29 protein-coding genes are annotated in these 19,276 nt (G+C 48.9%); 20 read left to right on the forward strand and 9 right to left on the reverse strand.

The genetic code is table 11. The features are described from left to right. Positions 1–35: 35 nt before the first annotated feature. The gene (locus tag GOC95_RS05450) at positions 36–1,427 is read right to left on the reverse strand and encodes a 3'-5' exonuclease family protein (protein WP_275356206.1); all 1,392 of its coding nucleotides are present in this window, start codon (positions 1,425–1,427) and stop codon (positions 36–38) included. Between the two features lie 306 nt (positions 1,428–1,733). Between GOC95_RS05450 and GOC95_RS05455 the strand changes: the two genes are divergently transcribed. Next, complete coding sequence (locus tag GOC95_RS05455) at positions 1,734–2,108, forward strand: MarR family transcriptional regulator (RefSeq protein WP_228518828.1); 375 nt, start codon at positions 1,734–1,736, stop codon at positions 2,106–2,108. Positions 2,109–2,189: 81 nt separating this feature from the next. Here GOC95_RS05455 and GOC95_RS05460 read toward each other — a convergent pair whose 3' ends face one another. The 6 genes from GOC95_RS05460 to GOC95_RS05485 form a co-directional block, all read right to left on the reverse strand. After that, positions 2,190–2,417, reverse strand: coding sequence for a hypothetical protein (locus GOC95_RS05460; protein WP_275356207.1), 228 nt, complete (start codon positions 2,415–2,417; stop codon positions 2,190–2,192). Between the two features lie 60 nt (positions 2,418–2,477). Next, complete coding sequence (locus GOC95_RS05465; RefSeq protein ID WP_275356208.1) at positions 2,478–2,750, reverse strand: hypothetical protein; 273 nt, start codon at positions 2,748–2,750, stop codon at positions 2,478–2,480. Between the two features lie 15 nt (positions 2,751–2,765). After that, a complete protein-coding gene (locus GOC95_RS05470) occupies positions 2,766–2,975 on the reverse strand; it encodes a hypothetical protein (RefSeq protein ID WP_194748602.1) in 210 nt (69 codons plus the stop codon). A gap of 114 nt (positions 2,976–3,089) precedes the next feature. Continuing rightward, a complete protein-coding gene (locus GOC95_RS05475; protein WP_275356209.1) occupies positions 3,090–5,528 on the reverse strand; it encodes an EAL domain-containing protein in 2,439 nt (812 codons plus the stop codon). A gap of 334 nt (positions 5,529–5,862) precedes the next feature. After that, positions 5,863–6,189, reverse strand: a complete 327-nt coding sequence (locus GOC95_RS05480; protein WP_275356210.1) for a hypothetical protein — start codon at positions 6,187–6,189, stop codon at positions 5,863–5,865. Between the two features lie 47 nt (positions 6,190–6,236). Further along, on the reverse strand, positions 6,237–6,578 hold the full coding sequence (locus GOC95_RS05485) for a PilZ domain-containing protein (RefSeq protein WP_194748605.1): 342 nt from the start codon (positions 6,576–6,578) through the stop codon (positions 6,237–6,239). A 231-nt stretch (positions 6,579–6,809) separates the two neighbouring features. Here GOC95_RS05485 and GOC95_RS05490 point away from each other — a divergent pair, with 231 nt between their 5' ends. After that, positions 6,810–7,460: a PEP-CTERM sorting domain-containing protein gene (locus GOC95_RS05490; RefSeq protein ID WP_275356211.1), complete on the forward strand. Its 651-nt coding sequence runs from the start codon at positions 6,810–6,812 to the stop codon at positions 7,458–7,460. A 361-nt stretch (positions 7,461–7,821) separates the two neighbouring features. Here the strand turns inward: GOC95_RS05490 and GOC95_RS05495 are convergent, their stop codons facing one another. Both GOC95_RS05495 and GOC95_RS05500 read right to left on the reverse strand, forming a co-directional pair. Next, positions 7,822–8,799 (reverse strand): hypothetical protein, encoded by a 978-nt coding sequence (locus tag GOC95_RS05495; protein ID WP_275356212.1) that lies wholly within the window; start codon positions 8,797–8,799, stop codon positions 7,822–7,824. Positions 8,800–8,982: 183 nt separating this feature from the next. After that, positions 8,983–9,696, reverse strand: a complete 714-nt coding sequence (locus tag GOC95_RS05500) for a S24 family peptidase (RefSeq protein ID WP_275356213.1) — start codon at positions 9,694–9,696, stop codon at positions 8,983–8,985. A gap of 195 nt (positions 9,697–9,891) precedes the next feature. Between GOC95_RS05500 and GOC95_RS05505 the strand changes: the two genes are divergently transcribed. The 18 genes from GOC95_RS05505 (at position 9,892) to GOC95_RS05590 (ending at position 19,217) form a co-directional block, all read left to right on the forward strand. Continuing rightward, on the forward strand, positions 9,892–10,245 hold the full coding sequence (locus tag GOC95_RS05505) for a helix-turn-helix transcriptional regulator (RefSeq protein WP_275356214.1): 354 nt from the start codon (positions 9,892–9,894) through the stop codon (positions 10,243–10,245). Beyond that, on the forward strand, positions 10,242–10,670 hold the full coding sequence (locus GOC95_RS05510) for a hypothetical protein (protein WP_275356215.1): 429 nt from the start codon (positions 10,242–10,244) through the stop codon (positions 10,668–10,670). The genes GOC95_RS05505 and GOC95_RS05510 overlap by 4 nt, the downstream gene beginning before the upstream one ends. Then, the gene (locus GOC95_RS05515) at positions 10,667–12,697 is read left to right on the forward strand and encodes a Mu transposase C-terminal domain-containing protein (RefSeq protein WP_275356216.1); all 2,031 of its coding nucleotides are present in this window, start codon (positions 10,667–10,669) and stop codon (positions 12,695–12,697) included. The genes GOC95_RS05510 and GOC95_RS05515 overlap by 4 nt, the downstream gene beginning before the upstream one ends. Before the next feature lie 62 nt (positions 12,698–12,759). Then, positions 12,760–13,476 carry an ATP-binding protein gene (locus tag GOC95_RS05520; RefSeq protein ID WP_275356217.1) on the forward strand — a complete coding sequence of 239 codons (717 nt, stop codon included), beginning with the start codon at positions 12,760–12,762 and terminating at the stop codon, positions 13,474–13,476. 2 nt (positions 13,477–13,478) lie between these two features. Further along, positions 13,479–13,691, forward strand: a complete 213-nt coding sequence (locus GOC95_RS05525) for a hypothetical protein (protein WP_275356218.1) — start codon at positions 13,479–13,481, stop codon at positions 13,689–13,691. Continuing rightward, complete coding sequence (locus GOC95_RS05530; RefSeq protein WP_275356219.1) at positions 13,691–14,107, forward strand: hypothetical protein; 417 nt, start codon at positions 13,691–13,693, stop codon at positions 14,105–14,107. The genes GOC95_RS05525 and GOC95_RS05530 overlap by 1 nt, the downstream gene beginning before the upstream one ends. Next, positions 14,104–14,490, forward strand: a complete 387-nt coding sequence (locus tag GOC95_RS05535) for a VVA0879 family protein (protein ID WP_275356220.1) — start codon at positions 14,104–14,106, stop codon at positions 14,488–14,490. Before GOC95_RS05530 ends, GOC95_RS05535 begins: the two co-directional genes overlap by 4 nt. Then, a complete protein-coding gene (locus tag GOC95_RS05540) occupies positions 14,483–14,797 on the forward strand; it encodes a hypothetical protein (RefSeq protein ID WP_275356221.1) in 315 nt (104 codons plus the stop codon). Before GOC95_RS05535 ends, GOC95_RS05540 begins: the two co-directional genes overlap by 8 nt. A gap of 198 nt (positions 14,798–14,995) precedes the next feature. Then, entirely contained in the window at positions 14,996–15,292 is a 297-nt protein-coding gene (locus GOC95_RS05545; RefSeq protein ID WP_275356222.1) for a hypothetical protein, read from the forward strand. Next, positions 15,289–16,269: a hypothetical protein gene (locus tag GOC95_RS05550; RefSeq protein WP_275356223.1), complete on the forward strand. Its 981-nt coding sequence runs from the start codon at positions 15,289–15,291 to the stop codon at positions 16,267–16,269. Before GOC95_RS05545 ends, GOC95_RS05550 begins: the two co-directional genes overlap by 4 nt. After that, positions 16,266–16,847, forward strand: coding sequence for a hypothetical protein (locus GOC95_RS05555; RefSeq protein ID WP_275356224.1), 582 nt, complete (start codon positions 16,266–16,268; stop codon positions 16,845–16,847). The genes GOC95_RS05550 and GOC95_RS05555 overlap by 4 nt, the downstream gene beginning before the upstream one ends. Then, positions 16,837–17,160, forward strand: coding sequence for a hypothetical protein (locus GOC95_RS05560; protein WP_275356225.1), 324 nt, complete (start codon positions 16,837–16,839; stop codon positions 17,158–17,160). The genes GOC95_RS05555 and GOC95_RS05560 overlap by 11 nt, the downstream gene beginning before the upstream one ends. Positions 17,161–17,170: 10 nt before the next feature. Continuing rightward, positions 17,171–17,698 carry a host-nuclease inhibitor Gam family protein gene (locus tag GOC95_RS05565; protein WP_275356226.1) on the forward strand — a complete coding sequence of 176 codons (528 nt, stop codon included), beginning with the start codon at positions 17,171–17,173 and terminating at the stop codon, positions 17,696–17,698. A gap of 1 nt (position 17,699) precedes the next feature. Then, entirely contained in the window at positions 17,700–17,891 is a 192-nt protein-coding gene (locus tag GOC95_RS05570) for a hypothetical protein (RefSeq protein ID WP_275356227.1), read from the forward strand. An 11-nt stretch (positions 17,892–17,902) separates the two neighbouring features. Next, entirely contained in the window at positions 17,903–18,361 is a 459-nt protein-coding gene (locus tag GOC95_RS05575; protein WP_275356228.1) for a hypothetical protein, read from the forward strand. Beyond that, positions 18,358–18,576, forward strand: a complete 219-nt coding sequence (locus tag GOC95_RS05580; protein WP_275356229.1) for a hypothetical protein — start codon at positions 18,358–18,360, stop codon at positions 18,574–18,576. The genes GOC95_RS05575 and GOC95_RS05580 overlap by 4 nt, the downstream gene beginning before the upstream one ends. Next, the gene (locus GOC95_RS05585; protein WP_275356230.1) at positions 18,576–18,848 is read left to right on the forward strand and encodes a hypothetical protein; all 273 of its coding nucleotides are present in this window, start codon (positions 18,576–18,578) and stop codon (positions 18,846–18,848) included. Before GOC95_RS05580 ends, GOC95_RS05585 begins: the two co-directional genes overlap by 1 nt. A gap of 9 nt (positions 18,849–18,857) precedes the next feature. Beyond that, complete coding sequence (locus GOC95_RS05590) at positions 18,858–19,217, forward strand: hypothetical protein (RefSeq protein WP_275356231.1); 360 nt, start codon at positions 18,858–18,860, stop codon at positions 19,215–19,217. The last annotated feature ends 59 nt before the right edge of the window (positions 19,218–19,276 follow it).

Consider the following 19,276-nt stretch of genomic DNA (forward strand, 5'->3'; position numbering starts at 1 on the left):
CCCTTGCCCGCGTACCATGGCTGACCTACCCTCCTTTAGTCAGCCAAATCGAGTACGCGGGTCTTTTTATGCGCCAGCATTTTCAGTAGCAGTTTGTAACTATCCAGATCAAACTTGAGCGCTGTGGTTTGCGCACGCAAGGCATTTAAACTTTCATCGTCTTCTGCCACGCCCAGATAGACCCAGTGCTCAAACACATGAATCTGACGCAGACCATGCTCCAGGTCATATTCCTCAATGCCAATCTTGCCACGATAGGGCCAGACTTTCAGCTTGTGTGCCATGAGCGCCTGTTGTACGCGCAGAGCATGCATTTCTGGCGATTCCTGACCACAACATACGCCTTTGCAGCGCCTGAGCTGAAAGGCAAAACAAGGCCCGCTGCGGCCGGGTTCCAGCCCCAGGGCCTTGACACATAAATGACTGAGTTCAGCAATCTTGCGCAAGGTTTCCACAGCCTGGCGCTTGCTTCTAAAGGTGCCAAACAACTGGGACATCTGGCTAGGATCAATCTCATCCTCATGCACCAGCCTGACTAAAGGTTGCGCGGCCGGATCAATCTGCCAGCTGCATAAAGAGCGTTCGCGGCGAAGCTGACGGTTATAAATGGGCTGTCGCTCCTTGACCAGCCGCGACTCCAGCAACAAGGCACTGAACTCACCGGCGGTCGCGATCCATTCAAAACGCTTCATCTCCTGCGTCATGCGCATCTCCTTGGTGGAGGCATGATCGCTGCTAAAATGCGACAGCACGCGTGCGCGCAGATTGACACTTTTACCGATATACAGGGGCAAGTCATTCTCGCCATAAAACAGGTAGACACCCGGCGCCTCAGGCAACTCGCCGACCAGGCTGGCATCGATATGCGGTGGCAGGGTTGGGGCTGACATGAGTTTAAGCGCGGCAGCTTTCACAGCGTCTTCGCCAAGCTCTCGACGCGCATCGTTGAGCATGAACAGTATCGCCTCCACATCGCCCATGGCGCGGTGTCTGGCCAGGCCAGTGATCTGGTGGCGTGCCACAATCGCATCTATGCCATGACTATAATGTTGCGGATAAAGCAATCGTGACAGCTTGACCGTACACAATACTTTTTGCCGCAAGGTGATGCCTATGCGCTTGAATTCGGTCTTTAAGAACCCATGATCAAAGCGTACATTGTGTGCCGCCAACACCGTGCCCTCGAGAAAAGCAAGCAAGGTGTCTGCAACCTCGGCAAACGTTGGCGCCTCGGCCACCATGCCGTCATTGATGCCTGTCAGCGATTGAATAAACGGCGGGATAGGCTGTTGCGGGTTGATCAGTGTTTGCCAACGTGCCGTTTCAACGCCGTGGTCAAAGCGCACCAGCGCAATTTCGGTAATCCGGTCTTTGAGTGGTGTGGCCCCGGTGGTTTCGAGGTCAAGAAAGGTGACAGAGGGCAACATCAGGCAGACAAACGATCACAAATGCAACATAAGAAATTTCATGGCCTTTATTTTAGCCCAGAAAGAGTGTTTCAGAGGGTTTCAATTGAGGCGCATTGCAAGGCTGCTGTAAGCTCACTACGATAAGATTTAACGATTATTATGTAACATTAGTTACATACTCCTAGACGACAACTATGGACACCCTCGATAAATGGTGCTGTAATTGTCTTTATACATATTAATGACAATATAATTTTAACTATGCCAAATTTATACTTAGAAAATCAATTATGTTTTTCGTTGTATTCCGCTACTCATGCCTTATTGCGGTCTTATAAGCCTGACCTTGATAAGTTAAATCTGACTTATCCGCAATATCTGGTTCTGGTCGCCTTGTGGCAATACAAACAGCTCTCGATTAAAGAAATTGCAGAGAAGCTATTACTGGAGCCTGCCACGATTACGCCTGTGGTCAAACGACTGGAAGTCAAAAAACTGACCAAGCGTACCCGCCAGAAAGATGATGAGCGCGTAGTGATTGTCAGCCTGACTGAAGAAGGTCAAGCCTTGCGTAGCAAACTGTCAACCGTGCAAAAGCGCGTGGCCTGCGATACCGGCCTGTCTAATGATGACTTTGATGGGCTCAACAAAACATTGAGCAATTTGACTAAAAACGTTTCTGCCAAAATCCCTGGCTAAGCACACACGGGACTCTCGCCCAAACAAAAAAGCTGTGATGACATTCATCACAGCTTTTTTATTGCCGCCAGGGATAGCCGCCTAGTCAGGCATATTGAGCTGGCGCATAAAGGCGCGAAATGATCCTTGAGACGCTTGTAACGCCTGTAGTTTACTGAGTGACTCAGAGAGCGCATCATTCATCACCGCCAGCGCGTCTTCATCAAGCCGCAAACTCATGGCACCTATTTCCAGTTCAATCGTACGGTGGGTTTCACAATAGTGCACGCGAAACCCGCTTTGGCCGGACAATAATATTCTTTTACACATCATGTTTTCTTTCTACCATTCGTCGATCAGAATTCATCCAGCAGCACCAAAAGCGCGCGCTTAGCTGGTCGCCAGTGCCGGGCTGGCCTGCTCATGTTCATTAACCAGCAGGGTCCAGTGCACGCACATGCGGCGCGACACGTGACATATCAGGTCGGAATCCGCGTATTCTGGCGCAGCCAATGTTTCAGCCAGCCGCAACGCCTGTTTGGCCAGGTCATAGGTGGGTTTTTTGATATATAACGTCGCCACATACAGCAGCGAGGCCATCACAGACTCGGCATCGGGCAAGCTGGGGTCATACCGCATGGCAGGCATAGTCATGGTTTGCATGGTGTGTTCTCCTCTCTAAACCGTCATCGCAATCTCGGTCTGCATCACAATCCGTGCCGCCGCCTTGCGCAACATTTCATTAATCACAATAAAGCTGTCTGCTTCAAACTTGAGCGTGGTCCCGCCCACTTCGAGCTCCACCATGTCTGATGACTGGTGATAAAGTACTTTGCATGCGGTGTTGCCGGCCAGCATGGTTTTACCCACAACAGTTTGACGTTTCATCACAAGCCTCCTTTAGCTGGTTGAGATTAAATGATAATGATTATCATTTATAAAGTCAACAAAAATGACAGCAGGCGTGATAACGTTGGTAAATAAGGGCCAGAGATCGTGCGATTAGTGACGGTGCGGATAGGCCAGCAAGAATGCGGTGGCATCCTCGACTTGCATGGGTTTGCTTAACAGGTAGCCTTGCATTTCATCACAGCCTTGTGCCTGCAAAAAGGCTTGTTGTTCAGGCGTTTCCACCCCTTCGGCAATGGTTTTCAGGCCCAAGCTGCGCGCCAGTTGAATGATGGCAATGACAATGGCCTTGTCTTCATCATCGGTGGTGAGGTCGCGCACAAAAGACTGATCGACCTTGAGCTTGTAGACCTTGAATTTTTTGAGATAGCTTAAAGACGAATAGCCGGTCCCGAAGTCGTCAATCGACAGCCGTACGCCTAACCCGTTGAGCGCATCCATCATGGTCACCGCCCCCATGGGGTTCTCGAGGGCTACGCCTTCTGTCAGCTCAAGCTCCAGACAATCTGGTGCCACGTCATAGCGCTCAAGCGTGCTTTTCACCAGCGCAGGTAATTTGGGATCACGGAACTGAATACTGGAGAGATTGACCGAGACCGTCATCTTGTGTAACCCCAGCTGCTGCCAACGCTGAATTTGCTGCGTCGCCTGTTCCAGTACCCAGCTACCAATGGCAATAATCAGCCCGTTAGACTCCGCCAGTGGAATAAACTCTGCAGGTGAGATAAAGCCCAACTGTGGATGCTGCCAGCGCAACAACGCCTCGACGCCAACCAACTGACCATTCTCCAGTGCAATTTGTGGCTGGTAATACACTGCCAATTGCCCCAGGGCAATGGCGTGACGCAGGCCATTCACCAATTGCAAATTGCGCGCCGTTTGCAATTGCATATGATTACTAAAGAAGCGAAAACTGTTACGACTCTCCTGCTTGGCGCGATACATGGCGACATCGGCATTGCGTTGCAGGCTTTCCATATCCAGCCCGTCATCAGGATAAATCGCCACGCCTATTGAGGCCGTGATCGTTAACTCATACTGGTCAATAATCACAGGCAACTCAACCACCTTGAGCAGGCGCTCGACCATGTCTTTGGCCATCGCCTGATCAGCCTCAGTCAGCAGAAAGACAAATTCGTCACCGCCAAGGCGGCAAATCGTATCTTGCGGGCGCACCATGGCCTGAAAGCGCTTGGTCAGTGCCACCAGCAGATTATCGCCGTAGCGATGGCCCAGACTATCATTCACGTCCTTAAAGTGGTCTAGGTCGAGAAACATCAACGCAAACTGCCCATCCTGATCCCAGGCTTTTTCGATTTCAGCCATCACGCGCTCGGTGAGCAGGTTGCGATTCGGCAGCCCGGTCAAGGCGTCATAATTAGCCAGAAATCGAATGCGCTCCTCAGCCTGTTTTCGCGTGGTAATGTCGCGGATAAACGCGCTGTAATAATGATCGTCGTCGCGCTCGATTTCAACAATCGTCAGCTCGATCGGAAACTCCTGACCATCGCGCCGGATCGCCGTGATCTCAATCAACTTGCCCAGTAGTGTAGATTGGCCGGTTTGCTGCAAACGCAGCATGCCCTGATGATGCGCCTCCCTGTAAGCGGAAGGGACAATGACCTCGCCCAGATCGCGTCCCATGACATCAGCCCGCGCATAGCCAAACAGTTGGCTGGCCGCCCGATTCCACTCTACAATCCGCCCGGCCTGATCAATATTCACAATCGCATCCAGCGCGTTTTCAAGCACAAGCTGCGCGCGCTGCTCACTGATCTGCAAATCCCGCCTAAAAGCCGTGCGCTGCGCCTCTACCGCAAAGCGGTCCAGCGCAAAATCAATATTGGCCGCCATGTCCTTGAGCAAATGCTGGATATTTTCATGAAACGCCTGCGGCTGCTGGGCATACAATGCCAGGCAACCTATCACCCGGCCTTCTGTATGCAACGGTAAAAAAGCGGCTGAATGCCAATTGAACTCCTTGGCTTTGTCATGCCAGGGCGCGGTGACCGGATGCGTTTGGAAATGCTGTACCCAGTAAGGATGGTCTGACACAATCGCCAACCCACAAGGTCCTCTGCCACTGACCTGTGAAGGATCTGCTGTAATGGTCAGCTGATCAAGATACTCAAGCCCTGAACCATAAGCGCTCGCCACCCGAACCTGCTTGGTATCATGATCCAGCTCACCGACCCAGACCAGATTCGCGTGGCCCAGATGTACAATAATGCGACAAACTTGGTCGAACAGCGCCTGTTGATTCTGGCTTTGAATAATTAACTGATTACACTGGCTTAAAGCCATGTAGAGCTGATTCAGCTGCCTATGCTGCGCGCTGGCTTCAGCCTGCTGTGCCTCCACACGTCGCTTGAAGAGCACTTGCTGGCGCCAGGCCAACCAGCCGCCCACACTCCACACCACCAGGCCGATCACCAGAAGCAAACTGACAGAACCCGCCTCGGCAGAAAAATCATCGCCCGTCGCCAAATATAGGCAACACAATAGAACACACAAGCCTATCAGCCATATCATTCTGATAAGCGCGCCCTGCCCTGCGAATATGTTTTTTTGTGCAGTCATGGATGTCCAGCCTAACCTCCCGCACATTAATTTAAGGGAAGTGATTAAAATCAATTCGCCAATTACATAGATAAACATCCGACAAATTGACTGATACGGATAAATCAGTGATACAGACCGGCCGGTCATCAACAAGACCAGAAAGCTTAAGACAGGGGTATGGCGCAAAATACAAACATCACCAGACCAACAACCGCCCAGCAACGATGCTAATACAAGCGTTTAAAAATAACCAGCCCATCCCCTGCATGCAAAATATGTCACCTCTAGACCTCAAGCGCGGGAATCATCCCCAAACCGCATTAAACCAGATATATTTATAATCATAAAAACAACTCGGGGGCACAAAATGGACTTTAAGGTATTCTCGGCATTCTATTTGGTACCACTCATTATCTCCGCCATCGGCTCGCTGATTGAATTCAGAAACTGCGAATTCAACACTCCCAGGCACGCCCTGGGCAAAGCCTTCTTCCTCACCTTCAGGAGCATGGTGCCCGTCCTCAACATCTTCTCCGCCATCCTCTACTTGATGACCTGCGGCGCCTACACCTGGAAAAAGTGCACCCTTAGCAAAAAGCAGTAAGCCAAAAAACAAAAAGACCCAAGGCACACACCCTGGGTCTTTGCATCTCTCGTGGCGACCATCTGCCCACACGCTTATCTGGACATCACTGACTGAATCAAGTGTTTATTTTCTGACGGCACATCCAGAAACTCCAAATTGGTCCTGAATCCCCGCATCCCGCACAAGGATGAAAAGACCACCCGGCAGTTAAATCTGTATTTGCGCAAGCCAGATTCAGCCGCCACCGGAATCTCAACATCACACACCTGCCCGGGCTTGTAATACTTATCCGCAAACAGACTCATGCCGCTCATGGAAATATCGTGGGTAACTGCAGTATAAGCGCGTCCAGTACTATCAATTAACTGAGACTTTTTGCGCCACAAACGACGGTTTACGTCAGATGAATTGTTGTACAAACTACTGATAGACATGATGCGAAAAACGTCAAAAACATTTACTTAATTGACCAATATTTTATTAAGGATTTTTGCTCTGAACAAGAGGGTTTTATTTAAAGAAAAAACTTTAAATAGGCAGGATTTAGCATAAAACACAAAATGCTAGACATCATCTAAAAAATCAGAGTGTTTTTTTACTCTGACCCCATTAGCATGGGTAAATAAGCTATTATTTTATTTTCTATAATCCTTAAGAAAATATATATGAAATCAATTGTTATCTTGCTAATCATTTTATTTTTTAGTTTTGAATCTAATGCTCAATCGGTAACAGCTTATAACAATTTTTTTGAACAGCCTCAGAACAGTACACAAAACACAGGTTTTGGACACTCTTATGGATTACAAGTAACTGATTCAATCATTGGTGTTTCATTCATTCCTACGATTAGTGGAGAGGTATCCAACATTTGGGTAGGCGTAGGAACTAGTTTACAAAATCCTGGAACAGATATATTCAATTTGTACATTGCGACTTCTGGCTCTTTTCAGGAACCAGACACAGTAATTGGAGAAGTCGAGGTTCAAGGTGAACTATCCAAAAGGACCAGTATTGTAGAACTTTCAGCAGAGTCCGGTATTTTTCTTAACAAGGGCACTTCATATTGGTTATTGATATCTCCTGGACAAGGCACTTCAGAGGTAGGTTTTTTAGGCGGTGCAACTACAACATCATTGGCATATTTATACCCAGATAGCCCCTCAGGTTGGTTTGTTGGTAACTCAATGGGTAGTGCAGCCTTCAGAATTGATGTAAATGTTGCAGAGGTATCACCTGTGCCAGAACCAGAAAATTATGCCTTGTTAATGTTGGGAATTGGATTTGCTGCATTAACCATTCATCGAAGAAAGTGAATTGGGCTTAATTTAATACAAAGGTCGGGAAACCGGCCTTTATTATTTTAAGCAACTCCCATCCAAAATAATATTGGTTCTTCGTGAGTAACTACCCATCAAACTAAGATAGGTTTTGAGGCCTCTGACCAAGGAAGGGTGAGTTTCGGGCAAAGCTGACTGATCAGCTAGCTAGAAACCCTGAAATGCCGAAAAACTTGAATTCTGAAAATCAACTACGTTTTTTGAAATTAGCGAAATGCTGAAAAACTGAAATCTGAATCACCGTTAGGCATTGAGAAAAGGAAAACGGCTCACATTTCTGCAAGCCGTCTTTGATTTATTTGATGGGTGTGCGGGGATCGAACCCACGGCAAACGAATTACGTGTTTAGCTTCTTCCGCAATCGAACTAAACCAATTAAACCTAAGCCAGCTAGCAACATTCCATTGTTTACAGGCTCAGGAACCATACTCAACATAAAAATTCTTTTTTCTCCATTGTAGAATCCTTCCCCCACTATTTGGCCAGAGTTATTAACTGCGATTGCCGAGCTTAGATACCAATTTGAGCCTGGTGAAACTAATGTATTGATATCTTTTAAAACGCCGTTTTCCCATAAGACTGCAGCAGTGTCATTTGAATTCTGGTCGAGATAACTACTACCAACAACTAATCCATGATTATTAATATCAAGTGCTTTACTGCCTGCATTGGCAAGGCTGCCTAAATCAACCGTTTGACCATTACTCCAAAGAGTCGCGTTGGCAAGGTAATCATGCAAACTATATTGAGAATATCCAACGATATCACCTAAATCGTTAATGCTATTTGCATAGCTATAACGTCCACCAAGCGTTCCTAAATCAATCATTTCGCCATCTCGCCAGAGTGTTGCGTGAGATGCATTTCCTCCATCATATTTAAATGAGTGACCAACGACCCAATCTTGATTATTAATTGAAGCAGACTGTGACGTATCACTATATAAGGAACCAAGAATATTTAACTGATTATTTTTCCAGACCGCTGCCGTTTGCTTACCGGAAATATCCACTGAACCAGCAACACTTCCTTGATCATTAATTGCAACCCCAGTTGCAAAAGGCTCATTCAAAATTGTGATGGTATTAGTTGTACTTGAAGCCCAAACTGTCGGTACAAGGTAAAACCCTTGCCTGTCATACGTTACGGCTACTTGGTTTGATGAGTTTATACCACCCGCATAAGTGGAACCATCCATACCCGAAAGCGTTGTAATACCTTTCGAATCAACAACTGTTGCTATTCGAAAAAAAGAATTGCCTTGTGAAACAACAGCCGTACCCGATATCACACCGTTGTCATTGATATCACTCACTAAGAAATCAACGTTATGTGAGGGGGTGGGTTATTTGGTATACGGGATTAAACGGGAAAATTTGGGCCAAAGTGGGATGGAATAAGGCTTACAGCGATATTTCATCAAAATAGAATTTGGCGCAAAAATTATCAGGAATTGAGCAAAACAGATAAATTTTGCACTTTTATTGGTACAAAACCGTTAAATTTCAAACCAACCAAACTTTAACGGGATTACTCGGCCTATCACGCGGAAATGTGAGGCTTCATCAGCTGAGTATATTTCGGGCGGGAACCCTTCCTTTTCATTATCGCTTTTGACGATAATTGAGCCATCCAAATTTAGCTTGATGCGCTTAAACCTTAGATTCTCCCCTTGTTGGATGCAATAGATCGCATCATCAATAAAGCTGCTGCAGGCAGTGTCTACCATTACCTGGTCACCATGAGATAGTGTTGGCTTCATGCTGTCGCCGTGGACAGTGATTAATTTGACGTGTTTATGGTCCAGGCCAATGTAGCGGCGCCAATCAGCCGCATTCACTTTAAGCTGCAATATTAATTGATCTGTAGGGGTTAACTGGCCATGTCCAGCTGCAGCGCGCACCTCAACGTAGTTATCAATATACAAATCAACAGGCATTTGCTTTGCAACAGGCTTTGGAGGCTCGTTAGCTGGATCTCTTAGCCTATATTCGGCCTTATTTTCGATGTTAGAAGAATCGTCTTGAGGCGATAGCCACCAATCTGCAGGCATACCCGTGGCTTGAATAAGCATATTTAAGCTGTTCTTGCCTGGCGTCCTATCGTTCTTTATCCACTCATGCACGGTTTGCTTAGCCAAGCCATGCCTTTCAGCCCATTTTTGGACTGTCTCTTCACCAATCAATTCAAGCAATTTTCGTGAAATACCCACGTCCGAGTTCCTTTCGTAAAGTCGGACGTTTAACTCGGACGTTTTTTTTGCGTCCAAGTTAAACAATAACGCATATAAATCAATACGTTACGAATCCTGTAATAAAAACATCAAAAAACTTAACTCGGACGTATTGACAGCCGAGTTTTGACGCGTTAAAGTTCGGACATGTCAAAAACGAATGTGATATTAAACATGCCAAAAAAACCAGCCTCATCAGACTGGCATCCTGCCGATGTGATCGCCGCATTTAAAAAACGTGGCACATCCATTACGCGTGTGGCGCGTGAGCTTGGTATGTGCGACTCATATCTGAGACAGGCATTAGTCAGGCCATACCCAAAAGCCGAGCGCGTACTTGCAGAGCAGCTGGGCGTGACTCCGCAAAGCATTTGGCCTAGCCGCTATCACGCCAATGGCACGCCAAAAAGCGGACGTGGCGAGCGCGGAATTGGCCGCCACCATAGCTATTACGCAAAAAAGAATGATACAGGCGTTACAAACAAAAGCAATGTAAAAGGGTTAACGGGGGTTAAACAAGCCGCATGAAAAAACTCGACTTAAAGACTGGCGATTTATTTGAGGTACCGCAAGCAGTGGCACCGATAGCTGGTGTTTTAGCTTGCCGTGCGCAGATTGCTAATGTGATGAGCGATGCCCTTAAAGGGTGTGATCGTTATCAAGTAGCCATGCAAATGAGCAAGCTACTCGGGCGTGATATCAGCAAGCATATGCTGGATGCCTACACAGCCGAGAGTCGTGAAGAGCATATGCCGCCGATTGATACAGCGATTGCTTTTGATATGGCGACCGAAGGCATGAACATATTGAATTTTTATGCGCAGATATTGGGCGCACGTCTGGTTGTTGGCCGTGAGAATCTTAACTGGCAGCTGGGCAAGCTTGAGCACATGCGCGAAGAGTTGGCTAAGCAGATCAAGCAGGTCAGACAAGCATTGGGTGAACAGTCATGAACTTAAAAGACTGGTACACAGCACTTGAGATTGCAGAAATGAAGCTACCAGACTTGCCAACATCTGACCGGCGTATGCGTGAAAAAGCCGAGCGTGAAAACTGGCCAGCCCGCAAGCGCAGTGGCCGTGGTGGTGGCTTTGAATACCAGCCACCCAAAGCAGTCATGAAGCTGATCAGCGACAAAGTACTTGGTGCAGTTGTCGCAGGCACAATAAAACCAGCCACCACGGCTGTGGCCAGCACTTTAAACCAGATGCCATCAGTGCGCGAGGCAAGATATACGTCGACCGGCGCCGTAGTGATCGCTGGCCTCAACCGTAAAGCCAGAAATGACGCTGACCTGACAACCAAAGAGCGTGAGCGCCGTGATGCCAGCATCGTGTTATGCAAAGCCATAGATGCAGGCATTGTGAGCAGCCAAAAAAGCGCACGTAAGGTGATCATGGCCTTGGCCGAGGGCATTTTTAGGGGAGAGGCGCCGCAAGAGATTGTTGATGCCGCCAATATTACCTACACCAAACCGCGTGCCGGTGGCCAAACTTATGATGCGCTGGTTTCACGGCTTCAAAAGATGTATACGGCCTACGATAAAGGCCGCTTGCAGGGCGATGTGAGCATGTATCTGGTACCTGGCCAGCGTCAGGAAGAGCAGTACCCGCCTTACCTGATCAAAGCCTTTTTAATCCACTTCTGCCACCCAAACCGCCCGCCTGTGATGACTGCATGGCGTAACAGCGCGGCATGGTTTGAGGCAAACGGTCTAGAGCAGCCAGCAGTCGACACCTTTTACCGCATTGAAAAACGGCTCCCTGTCACCGTGAAATATCGTGGCCGTGTCACCGGCAGCGAATGGCGCAGCCTGCTGCCATACGTGGCCCGTGATGTGAGCATGTTTAAAGCCAACGATATCTGGGTTGGCGATGGTCACTCATTCAAGGCCAAGGTACAACACCCGATACATGGTCGGCCATTCGTGCCAGAAATCACCGTGATACGTGACTGGGTCAGCCGCAAGATCGTTGGATGGTCTGTCGACATGGCTGAAAGCTGCATCGCTGTGAGTGCAGCGCTACGCGATGCCATGCTACGGACCTCGGCACGGCCATTGGTTTACTACTCAGACAACGGGTCTGGACAGACTGCCAAGCAGCTGGATCACCCTGTACATGGTGTGCTGGCCCGCATGGGTATCGCTCATGAAACTGGTATCCCTGGCAACCCGCAGGGACGCGGCATTATTGAGCGGCTATGGAGCGATACATTTATTGCTCTGGCACGTGAATACCCCACATTCCAGGGCAGATCAGGCGATGAAAACACCATTAATCGCATGCTTAAAGACCTCAACAAAAAAGAGCCCAAGACCATGCTGCCGCGCTGGGATGATTTTCTGGCAAATGTGGCCAGAGTGGTTGAGGAATATAACAGCCGCGATCACAGCGTGATCGGCATGACCCCCAATCAGGCGTACAGCGAAAAAATAGACCCTGACAGCATTGATGTCGGCGTGACCCCACAAGAATTAGCCAGCCTATGGATGCCGCAAGTAGAGCGCGTCCCACAGCGAGGCCTGATCGAACTATTCAAAAACGAATATGCCATGCCGGATCTGGTGAACTTGCTGGCCGAGGGTGAGCGCGTGGTTGTCCGCTTCGATATCCACCGTCCTGAAAAAGTCATGGTGTTCCGCCTGGATGGCCGCTATCTCGGTGAGGCGGTTTGGGATGGCCATAAACGTGCCGCCTTCCCTATCAGCTTCATGGATACCAAGCGCGAAGAGCGCGTAGAACGGAAGATCGTTTCCCTGCAACGCAAAGCAGCAGATGCCAGAGGTGAGTTGGGCAACACGGTCGACAGCGAAGCAACAGAAGTATTCGTTATCCCACCACAGGTCAAGCCTGAGCCACTGGAAGTACTGCAGATTAAGCCTAAAGCGAAAGAGGCTGAAATGTCCTACCTGGACGTGCAACGCATGATTTACCAGCAGGGAAACAACGACGACACAGATGAGGTGGCCGCAGGTTAGCTACCAACTAACCAACGGCCTTTTTGTAGCACTAGAGCAAAACTAGTAAGGAGAGTGTAGCAATGCGAAAACAATATGTCCAGACAAGCAACTGGTTCACCTTTCAGGCGGCAGTTCAAGCAGTAGAAAACTCAGGATCCGACGAAGCCAGAATCATGCTGTTAACCAGTGAGCCTGGTTGCGGAAAGACTGCTGCCGTTGACCGCTTTGGCAGCGAGGTAAATGCCATTTACTTGCAAGGCATGCCCAGCATGACCGTGACATTTACCAGCGACTATCTGGCAGATCGGCTTGGTGTAAAAGAGACGCGGAACTACCAAAAGTTTAACGCTATTTTAAAACGCCTGGCAGATACCAACACGCCAATCATACTTGATGAAGCGCAGCACGCCGCAGAGGGTAAAGCCAAGTCTCTGGAGTATCTGCGCCGCGTGAGTGAACAGGCTGGTGTCATGCTCATCCTTGTATGTCATACCCGTGAAAAAAACCTTTTCACCGAAAGCAAAATGGCACACATCAACACGCGCATCACCGCCAAGCCTGAGTTTCAACCTGCTGACATTAAAGACTGCAAATTGTATATGCAGGCCTTGTGCGAGGTCGGCTTTGATGAAGATGTGGTCAAGCGTGTGCTGGAGCAATCGCGTGGCAGGTACCGCATCATCAACAACGCCATTAAGACACTTGAAGGCCTAGCCAGAGTAAAGGAAACCGAGATTGTCACCGGTGACATGGTTGGCAAATTGCGCCTGTGCGAAGACGTTGGAAAGGCGCTGTAATCATGAAACGTCAGATCACAGCAGATCAATTTAACGCTCAGGTACCAGTGGGTACCCGTGTCAAATTCCACCCGATTATTGGTCGACCAGACTACATCTATACCACCACCAGATCCGAAGCATGGGATATGTGCGGGGCCGTCATTGTAAAGGTTGAGGGCCGTGCCGGTGGCGTGGATGTTGAGGCAATCGAAATGATTGAGGAGCAGGCCTGATGCTTGAAAACCGCAAACGTGCAATTGAAACCAGCCCACGCCGCCGCATGAACTCTGGTGGTCTGCGTGCCAAGGCATGGTGGGTCATGCGCAACCGTAAAAGCGCCACGCTTGAGAGCCTGCTTAATACCCTGGCTGACGGGAGTCAGAAAGATGCAGAGAGCAACCTGCGCAAGTACTTAAACGCGCTGGCCCGGGCTGGCATTTTAAAAGTTGAGACCCGCCGCCAGCCAGGCAAGGCACTGACCAGCAATGGGCATCACCGTTATAGCCTGGTTATTGATTGCGGAGTTTCTGCGCCAGTTTGGCGCAAGAGCCTTAATCAGGTTTATTGCCCTGACACTGCCAAGGTTTATGAAATTGAACAAGCTACAGGACCTATGAAGGCGGTATCACCGAAAGGCGGTACCCAATGAGTGAGATGAAGACTATATCTCTGCAAGAGTTCAGAGACACTTTAAAAATTCAGGGTGTTAAACCAGTGGACTATGCCTTTGTTTGTCCTCGTTGTAGAACGGTTCAATCCGCACAGGACTTGATCAAAGCAGGTGCTGGTGAAAATTTTGAGCAGGTTGAAAAGTACCTAGGTTTCTCTTGTTTTGGTCGCTTCACGAATGCGGGAGCACCAACAAAAGGACAAAAGGGACCATGCAATTGGACATTAGGTGGATTGTTTCAAATCCACAATCTTGAAATTGTCGATGAGGATGGAAAGCATCATCCAATATTTGAACCCGCCTCGCCTGAGTTAGCTCAACAGCACGCATTAAAACATGCTAGTGAGATTCGTCATGAGTGAGGTCTTTGCCTGGGCCAAGCAGTTTGCCACAGAAAACAGCGTGCAAGCACTGGCTGACCTTACCGCGGGCAAATACAACCGCAGCACGATGAGCCTGTATCTCAATGGCAAATACCCTGCAGGTGTTGAAAAGATCGAGGCGGTGTTGCGCCCGCTGATGACTCGCCGTGCCTGCCCATTTTTAAACAAACAGATCACTGCAGATGACTGCAAAAGCCGCCAGAGCCGCCCAATGCCGCACGCACGTAAGGGCGCCATGTTTCAGCATTACCAGGCTTGCCAGAACTGCGCACATAAGGAGAGCTGAAATGCAACAAGTTGAAATGCACAGGTTTGATGTATCAGTCACAGCGGTAACCACAGGCATGCCATCACGCACGTGCCGCATGGAGGTTATAGCACCCAATTGGGCAGATGCAGCGACTGCCAGCATGAAGCGGGTTGGTCCTGCTGAGCGCATTTGCGTGATCGTCAGTACACAAAAAGCAAAAAAGGAGCGTGCAGCATGAGCCGTCTACAAGCAATTGTTGTTGGTGCCCTGGTTGTGGTTGGAATTTCTGCGCTGCAAGGTTTTCTGCAGGAGCAAGAAGATCGGCTGATCAAAGCCAGCCTGAGCGAAAACATTGCAGCAGCGATCATGCAGTGCTTGCCGGAAGAGGTGGACGAAGTATGCACCATTAAGTTGGTGCAGGATGGTGTACAGCTCAAGTTTGTTACCGAGCGTCACACCCAAAAACATTATGGCCAGCCGGTTAAGCAGCCAAACCTTAAATTTGTGGTGGCACTGGGAGATCAAAAATGATTGATCAAATCGACAACATCCTGTTCTACCTGCGCAACTCAGACAGTAAAAAGCCAATGAAGGCCGAAACCTTGGCCGCTAAGCTTGAGCTATCGATGGAGCGCTTTGAAGAGATCATGAACGTGATCTGCAATATCGTGCCAGCGCCGGTGAATCGTGCTTACAGAGAGGTAACCGAAAATATTCAGAAAAAAATACCCGCCTTTAAAGGATATGTTTACTGGCCAACCGGCGTGATAGACAAAGCACATTGGAAAGACTTTAAGCCCGCATCAGCAAAGCCTGCTGCGCAGCCTATCCGTACTGAAAAAAGTATTCCAAAAGTATCAACTGATACTTATGAGACCCCTGTTTTTGGTCAGCCGACGATATCTGATGCGCCTGCAGCCCCTGATTATTCAGATAAGCCTAAGGCCTATCAGATCCTCAAATACATAGAGGCTAATCCAGGTACAACTAGCAAACCTATTGAAAATCTCCTCCGTTTAACATCAGCCATCAAGCCCTACATTAAGGGATATTTGGATCGTGAAGAGGTTATTGATGCAAACAGCGAAAACGGTCGAATCTACCGAGTAACTAAGCCGGTTGATGAGTTTTATCGCCATTGCAAAGTTGCTGAAAATAAACAACCAGGAGCCAAAGATGCAGCCACCCCGATTCCGCAACAGCCGCAGGAAACCACAGCCACGGATACGGTGGATGCGCAAGGACATGAAGTTGAATCGTCAGGATTTGCAGCTGATCAGGCGTCGCAAACCTTTACGGATAGTCGTGAAAATGAAATCCATCAAACTCAAGTGGAGCATGATCATCCCGTTGTAGATGAACCGGCACGCTACCGCTTTGCATACACCAACGATGGTTGCTTGATGCTAATGACCTTTGGTCAGTTGCCTATTGAGCTAAACCGTCACGAAACACAATTACTGATCTCATTCCTGGACGATCAGTTAACGCTGATGAGGGTTGTATGAAACTCGTCTGCCCAGTCTGCCAAGCTGAATTCTCGCTAGAAGCCGCGTTGAATGACCGAGCGGCACGTGACGCGATCGTGCTGGCTTTTCGCATGACCGAGATCGGTGACGTGCTGATCAGCTACGTGCAGCTTTTTAAGCCAGCCAAACGCGCCTTGAGCCTGAGCAAGCTGGAAAAAATGCTGACTGAACTGGTGCCGATTGTCACCGCTGGCAAAGTCAGCGTCCAGGGCACTGAGTATCCGGCACCGCAAGCGTATTTCAGGCAAGCAATGGAAACCATGCTGGCCTCGCGTGAAAGTCTCATCTTGCCGCTCAGCAACCACCGCTATCTGTTCAAGATCATCGCTGGATATACACAAAAAGCCAGCGGCCAAGCAGAACGGGCCAACGAACAAGGGCGCAAATATGGCGAATACCACACCGCAGACAAGCCTGCCGCTCGAAATATTGTGGTGGCACCTGCACCCGGAAAAGTTAAAGCAGAAATGCCAGCCAGAGTGCGTGAAAACCTCAAGCGCTTTGCACAAAACGCACAGCACTACATCGACAAAAAAGGAGCTGAAGATGGCGAATAAAACCAAGCATGACCTGCTCGCCGTGATGGTCAATCACTGCGGTAAGGATAAGGCAATCTCATCCCGGGAGCTGGCTTTTAAGGTAGACGTCACCGAGCGTAAGGTGCGTCAGCTAGTCACTCAATGCCGCCAAGATGGTACCGCCATCTGCGGCCACCCGACAACCGGTTACTTCATCGCCAGCACACAGCAAGAGCTGGAAGAAACACTCGACTTTTTACGCCATCGTGCCCTGACCAGCCTCAAGCTGGCCAGCACGCTGGGCAACATACCGCTGGGCGATCTTATCGGCCAGTTACACATCAACGCATAAGGATCATTTTATGAGCAACCAAAAACAATTAATCGAAAGCGCCGCCAAAGACTACTCCAAAGAGCGCAGCGTGTTGGCCGAGCTGGTGACCACGCTTGATAACGAGATATTGAGGCTTCAGCGTAAAGCCATCCCTGCTATCAAAAAAGCAGTCAGCTCTACGAAAGACGCCGAGGCCAAGCTTGAGGCGCTATTAGTGAATAACGCGAATCTCTTTAAAAAACCGCGCACATGGACTATTCACGGCATCAAGTTTGGCTTTGCCAAGCAAAAGGGAAAGATCGTGGTTTCAGATGAAGAAAACACAATCACCTTGATCCGCAAGCACCTGGCTTCAAAAGCTGATGTCCTCATTGTTAAACATGAGACCGTAAGTAAAGAAGCCCTGGCCAATATCACGGTTGAGGAATTGAAAAAAATCGGCTGCAAAGTAGTCGCCGATACCGATGCTGTGACTATCAAAGCAACCGACAGCAACGTCGACAAGCTGGTCACCGCGCTGCTCAAAAATGATGAGCCAGATCAGGAGGTCGCTTGATATGCATACCATAACACTCACATTTGCATGGTGGTGGATTCCTACTGCGATCACAGTAATTGGTATGGGTTGGGCGCTGTGGATTATCGCTAGGGCAGATGCAGGCATTAATGGTTTTTTTAGTTTATTCGCGCTAATTCCAGCTCTCTTCTTCAGCCTGCTTGCCTGGTTAATCGCGGCGATTTTTAAATAAGGAGATTTGTAATGCAACAAACACCAGAATTTAAAAACGGCCTGACAGCAGGCATTGTCCTGGCCGTGGCACAAATGATCCGTGATGGCTTTACCGCCACCGCAAGAAACATCATTGACGCAGCAGCTATCAAGCCAGAAGAGGACTTGAGCTTTTGCAGTGACTATGACCTCGAGGCGCTGCGCGATGAATGGCCAGAGTTTGCAGATGTATATGGCTACGACTATGAACCTGAGGAGGCCGAGATTCCTGAGTCTCTTTGGGTGAGAAACGATGATCAAACTATCGATTGCACTTTGCTGATCTCTGATCACCATTTTAATGGTCCGGTGACAAGGGAGCGTGTAGCTAAATGGTCCGATGCGGAATGCAAGGCCGTTGAAGAGTACTGCATTGCTGTGCATATCAATGCCAGCGATAACGATGATTATCCAGTGCCGCCAAAACCCGCAGTATTGGAGGCAGCATGAAAGCAAATCCATACGGTACTTGGACAGAGCAAAAGCTTCACAAAGCTGGATTTTTAACAGCCTCTGAGCGTAGGCAAAAAGGCATTAATGACACATGCGGCAGCTGCGCAAGCCTCGATAAAAAACACGGGGCCCATTGTAAAACGCATGACTTTAAAACCCGGACAGGTGCTGTCTGTAATGAATTTAAAGAGCGTACAGCGGAGGATATCTGATGTCAGCACTAGACAACATTCCCTGCGCGCATACGCCCCTGCATCAACGCGCTGCGGCCATCCTCGCCGCGCACGGCGACATGCTGCAAGACCAGCGCCGATCCGATGACCTGGTGTTTTTAAACATGCTGGTACGTCGACACATGGTATTTGGCACGCCGCGTTACGAAGCACGCCTCGACGAGATCCAGGCTGAGTATCCGATCAGCAATATCGCGATCGCACAAGCGGACACCGATGTGGCTGCAGTTGTGAAATCAAACCGAACTTAGGAGAAATCGATGTTTATCGTAAAGCTCAAAAAACTGTTTTCAAAAAGTAAAGATAAGCAGGCCCCTATGAAAAAAACACTGCCGCCACCTGTGCCGCTCTCTAGCAAACAAGTTGCAGATTTAGCAAGCCGCGCCTGCGCTCCGGCTCAGACAAGTAAAGCCAGCTCTGAAGACTTTGGTACCAGTATGGCGGTCGGCATGATCACAAATAACGCCATGATTGGTGGCATGGTTGGAGGTAGCTTTGCAGGCGGCTTAATGGGCGACCTGGCAAGGGATGGTGCACTCGGCGAGGCGCAGACAAGCTCAAATGATTGCACCAGCAGCTCAAGCTCATATGACACTTATTCATCCAGTTCTGATTTTTGATTTAAACCCTCAATTCAGGCCGTTAACCAGCGGCCTGATGTGGATAGTTTAACGGGGAT

This window comes from Methylophilus sp. YYY-1 (genome assembly GCF_029132825.1).
In the GTDB taxonomy this organism is placed as follows: Bacteria; Pseudomonadota; Gammaproteobacteria; order Burkholderiales; family Methylophilaceae; genus Methylophilus; species Methylophilus glucosoxydans.

Excerpts from the sequence above, each read along its gene's own strand:
- GOC95_RS05475 (WP_275356209.1), bottom strand. The coding sequence starts at position 5,528 with ATGATATGGCTGATAGGCTTGTGTGTTCTATTGTGTTGCCTATATTTG.
- GOC95_RS05510 (WP_275356215.1), top strand. The coding sequence starts at position 10,242 with ATGAAAAAACTCGACTTAAAGACTGGCGATTTATTTGAGGTACCGCAA.
- GOC95_RS05580 (WP_275356229.1), top strand. The coding sequence starts at position 18,358 with ATGAAAGCAAATCCATACGGTACTTGGACAGAGCAAAAGCTTCACAAA.
- GOC95_RS05460 (WP_275356207.1), bottom strand. The coding sequence starts at position 2,417 with ATGTGTAAAAGAATATTATTGTCCGGCCAAAGCGGGTTTCGCGTGCAC.
- GOC95_RS05530 (WP_275356219.1), top strand. The coding sequence starts at position 13,691 with ATGCTTGAAAACCGCAAACGTGCAATTGAAACCAGCCCACGCCGCCGC.
- GOC95_RS05545 (WP_275356222.1), top strand. The coding sequence starts at position 14,996 with ATGAGCCGTCTACAAGCAATTGTTGTTGGTGCCCTGGTTGTGGTTGGA.
- GOC95_RS05540 (WP_275356221.1), top strand. The coding sequence starts at position 14,483 with ATGAGTGAGGTCTTTGCCTGGGCCAAGCAGTTTGCCACAGAAAACAGC.
- GOC95_RS05450 (WP_275356206.1), bottom strand. The coding sequence starts at position 1,427 with ATGTTGCCCTCTGTCACCTTTCTTGACCTCGAAACCACCGGGGCCACA.
- GOC95_RS05470 (WP_194748602.1), bottom strand. The coding sequence starts at position 2,975 with ATGAAACGTCAAACTGTTGTGGGTAAAACCATGCTGGCCGGCAACACC.
- GOC95_RS05525 (WP_275356218.1), top strand. The coding sequence starts at position 13,479 with ATGAAACGTCAGATCACAGCAGATCAATTTAACGCTCAGGTACCAGTG.
- GOC95_RS05555 (WP_275356224.1), top strand. The coding sequence starts at position 16,266 with ATGAAACTCGTCTGCCCAGTCTGCCAAGCTGAATTCTCGCTAGAAGCC.
- GOC95_RS05515 (WP_275356216.1), top strand. The coding sequence starts at position 10,667 with ATGAACTTAAAAGACTGGTACACAGCACTTGAGATTGCAGAAATGAAG.
- GOC95_RS05520 (WP_275356217.1), top strand. The coding sequence starts at position 12,760 with ATGCGAAAACAATATGTCCAGACAAGCAACTGGTTCACCTTTCAGGCG.
- GOC95_RS05465 (WP_275356208.1), bottom strand. The coding sequence starts at position 2,750 with ATGCAAACCATGACTATGCCTGCCATGCGGTATGACCCCAGCTTGCCC.
- GOC95_RS05570 (WP_275356227.1), top strand. The coding sequence starts at position 17,700 with ATGCATACCATAACACTCACATTTGCATGGTGGTGGATTCCTACTGCG.
- GOC95_RS05535 (WP_275356220.1), top strand. The coding sequence starts at position 14,104 with ATGAGTGAGATGAAGACTATATCTCTGCAAGAGTTCAGAGACACTTTA.
- GOC95_RS05590 (WP_275356231.1), top strand. The coding sequence starts at position 18,858 with ATGTTTATCGTAAAGCTCAAAAAACTGTTTTCAAAAAGTAAAGATAAG.
- GOC95_RS05565 (WP_275356226.1), top strand. The coding sequence starts at position 17,171 with ATGAGCAACCAAAAACAATTAATCGAAAGCGCCGCCAAAGACTACTCC.
- GOC95_RS05490 (WP_275356211.1), top strand. The coding sequence starts at position 6,810 with ATGAAATCAATTGTTATCTTGCTAATCATTTTATTTTTTAGTTTTGAA.
- GOC95_RS05560 (WP_275356225.1), top strand. The coding sequence starts at position 16,837 with ATGGCGAATAAAACCAAGCATGACCTGCTCGCCGTGATGGTCAATCAC.
- GOC95_RS05485 (WP_194748605.1), bottom strand. The coding sequence starts at position 6,578 with ATGTCTATCAGTAGTTTGTACAACAATTCATCTGACGTAAACCGTCGT.
- GOC95_RS05585 (WP_275356230.1), top strand. The coding sequence starts at position 18,576 with ATGTCAGCACTAGACAACATTCCCTGCGCGCATACGCCCCTGCATCAA.
- GOC95_RS05575 (WP_275356228.1), top strand. The coding sequence starts at position 17,903 with ATGCAACAAACACCAGAATTTAAAAACGGCCTGACAGCAGGCATTGTC.
- GOC95_RS05505 (WP_275356214.1), top strand. The coding sequence starts at position 9,892 with ATGCCAAAAAAACCAGCCTCATCAGACTGGCATCCTGCCGATGTGATC.
- GOC95_RS05550 (WP_275356223.1), top strand. The coding sequence starts at position 15,289 with ATGATTGATCAAATCGACAACATCCTGTTCTACCTGCGCAACTCAGAC.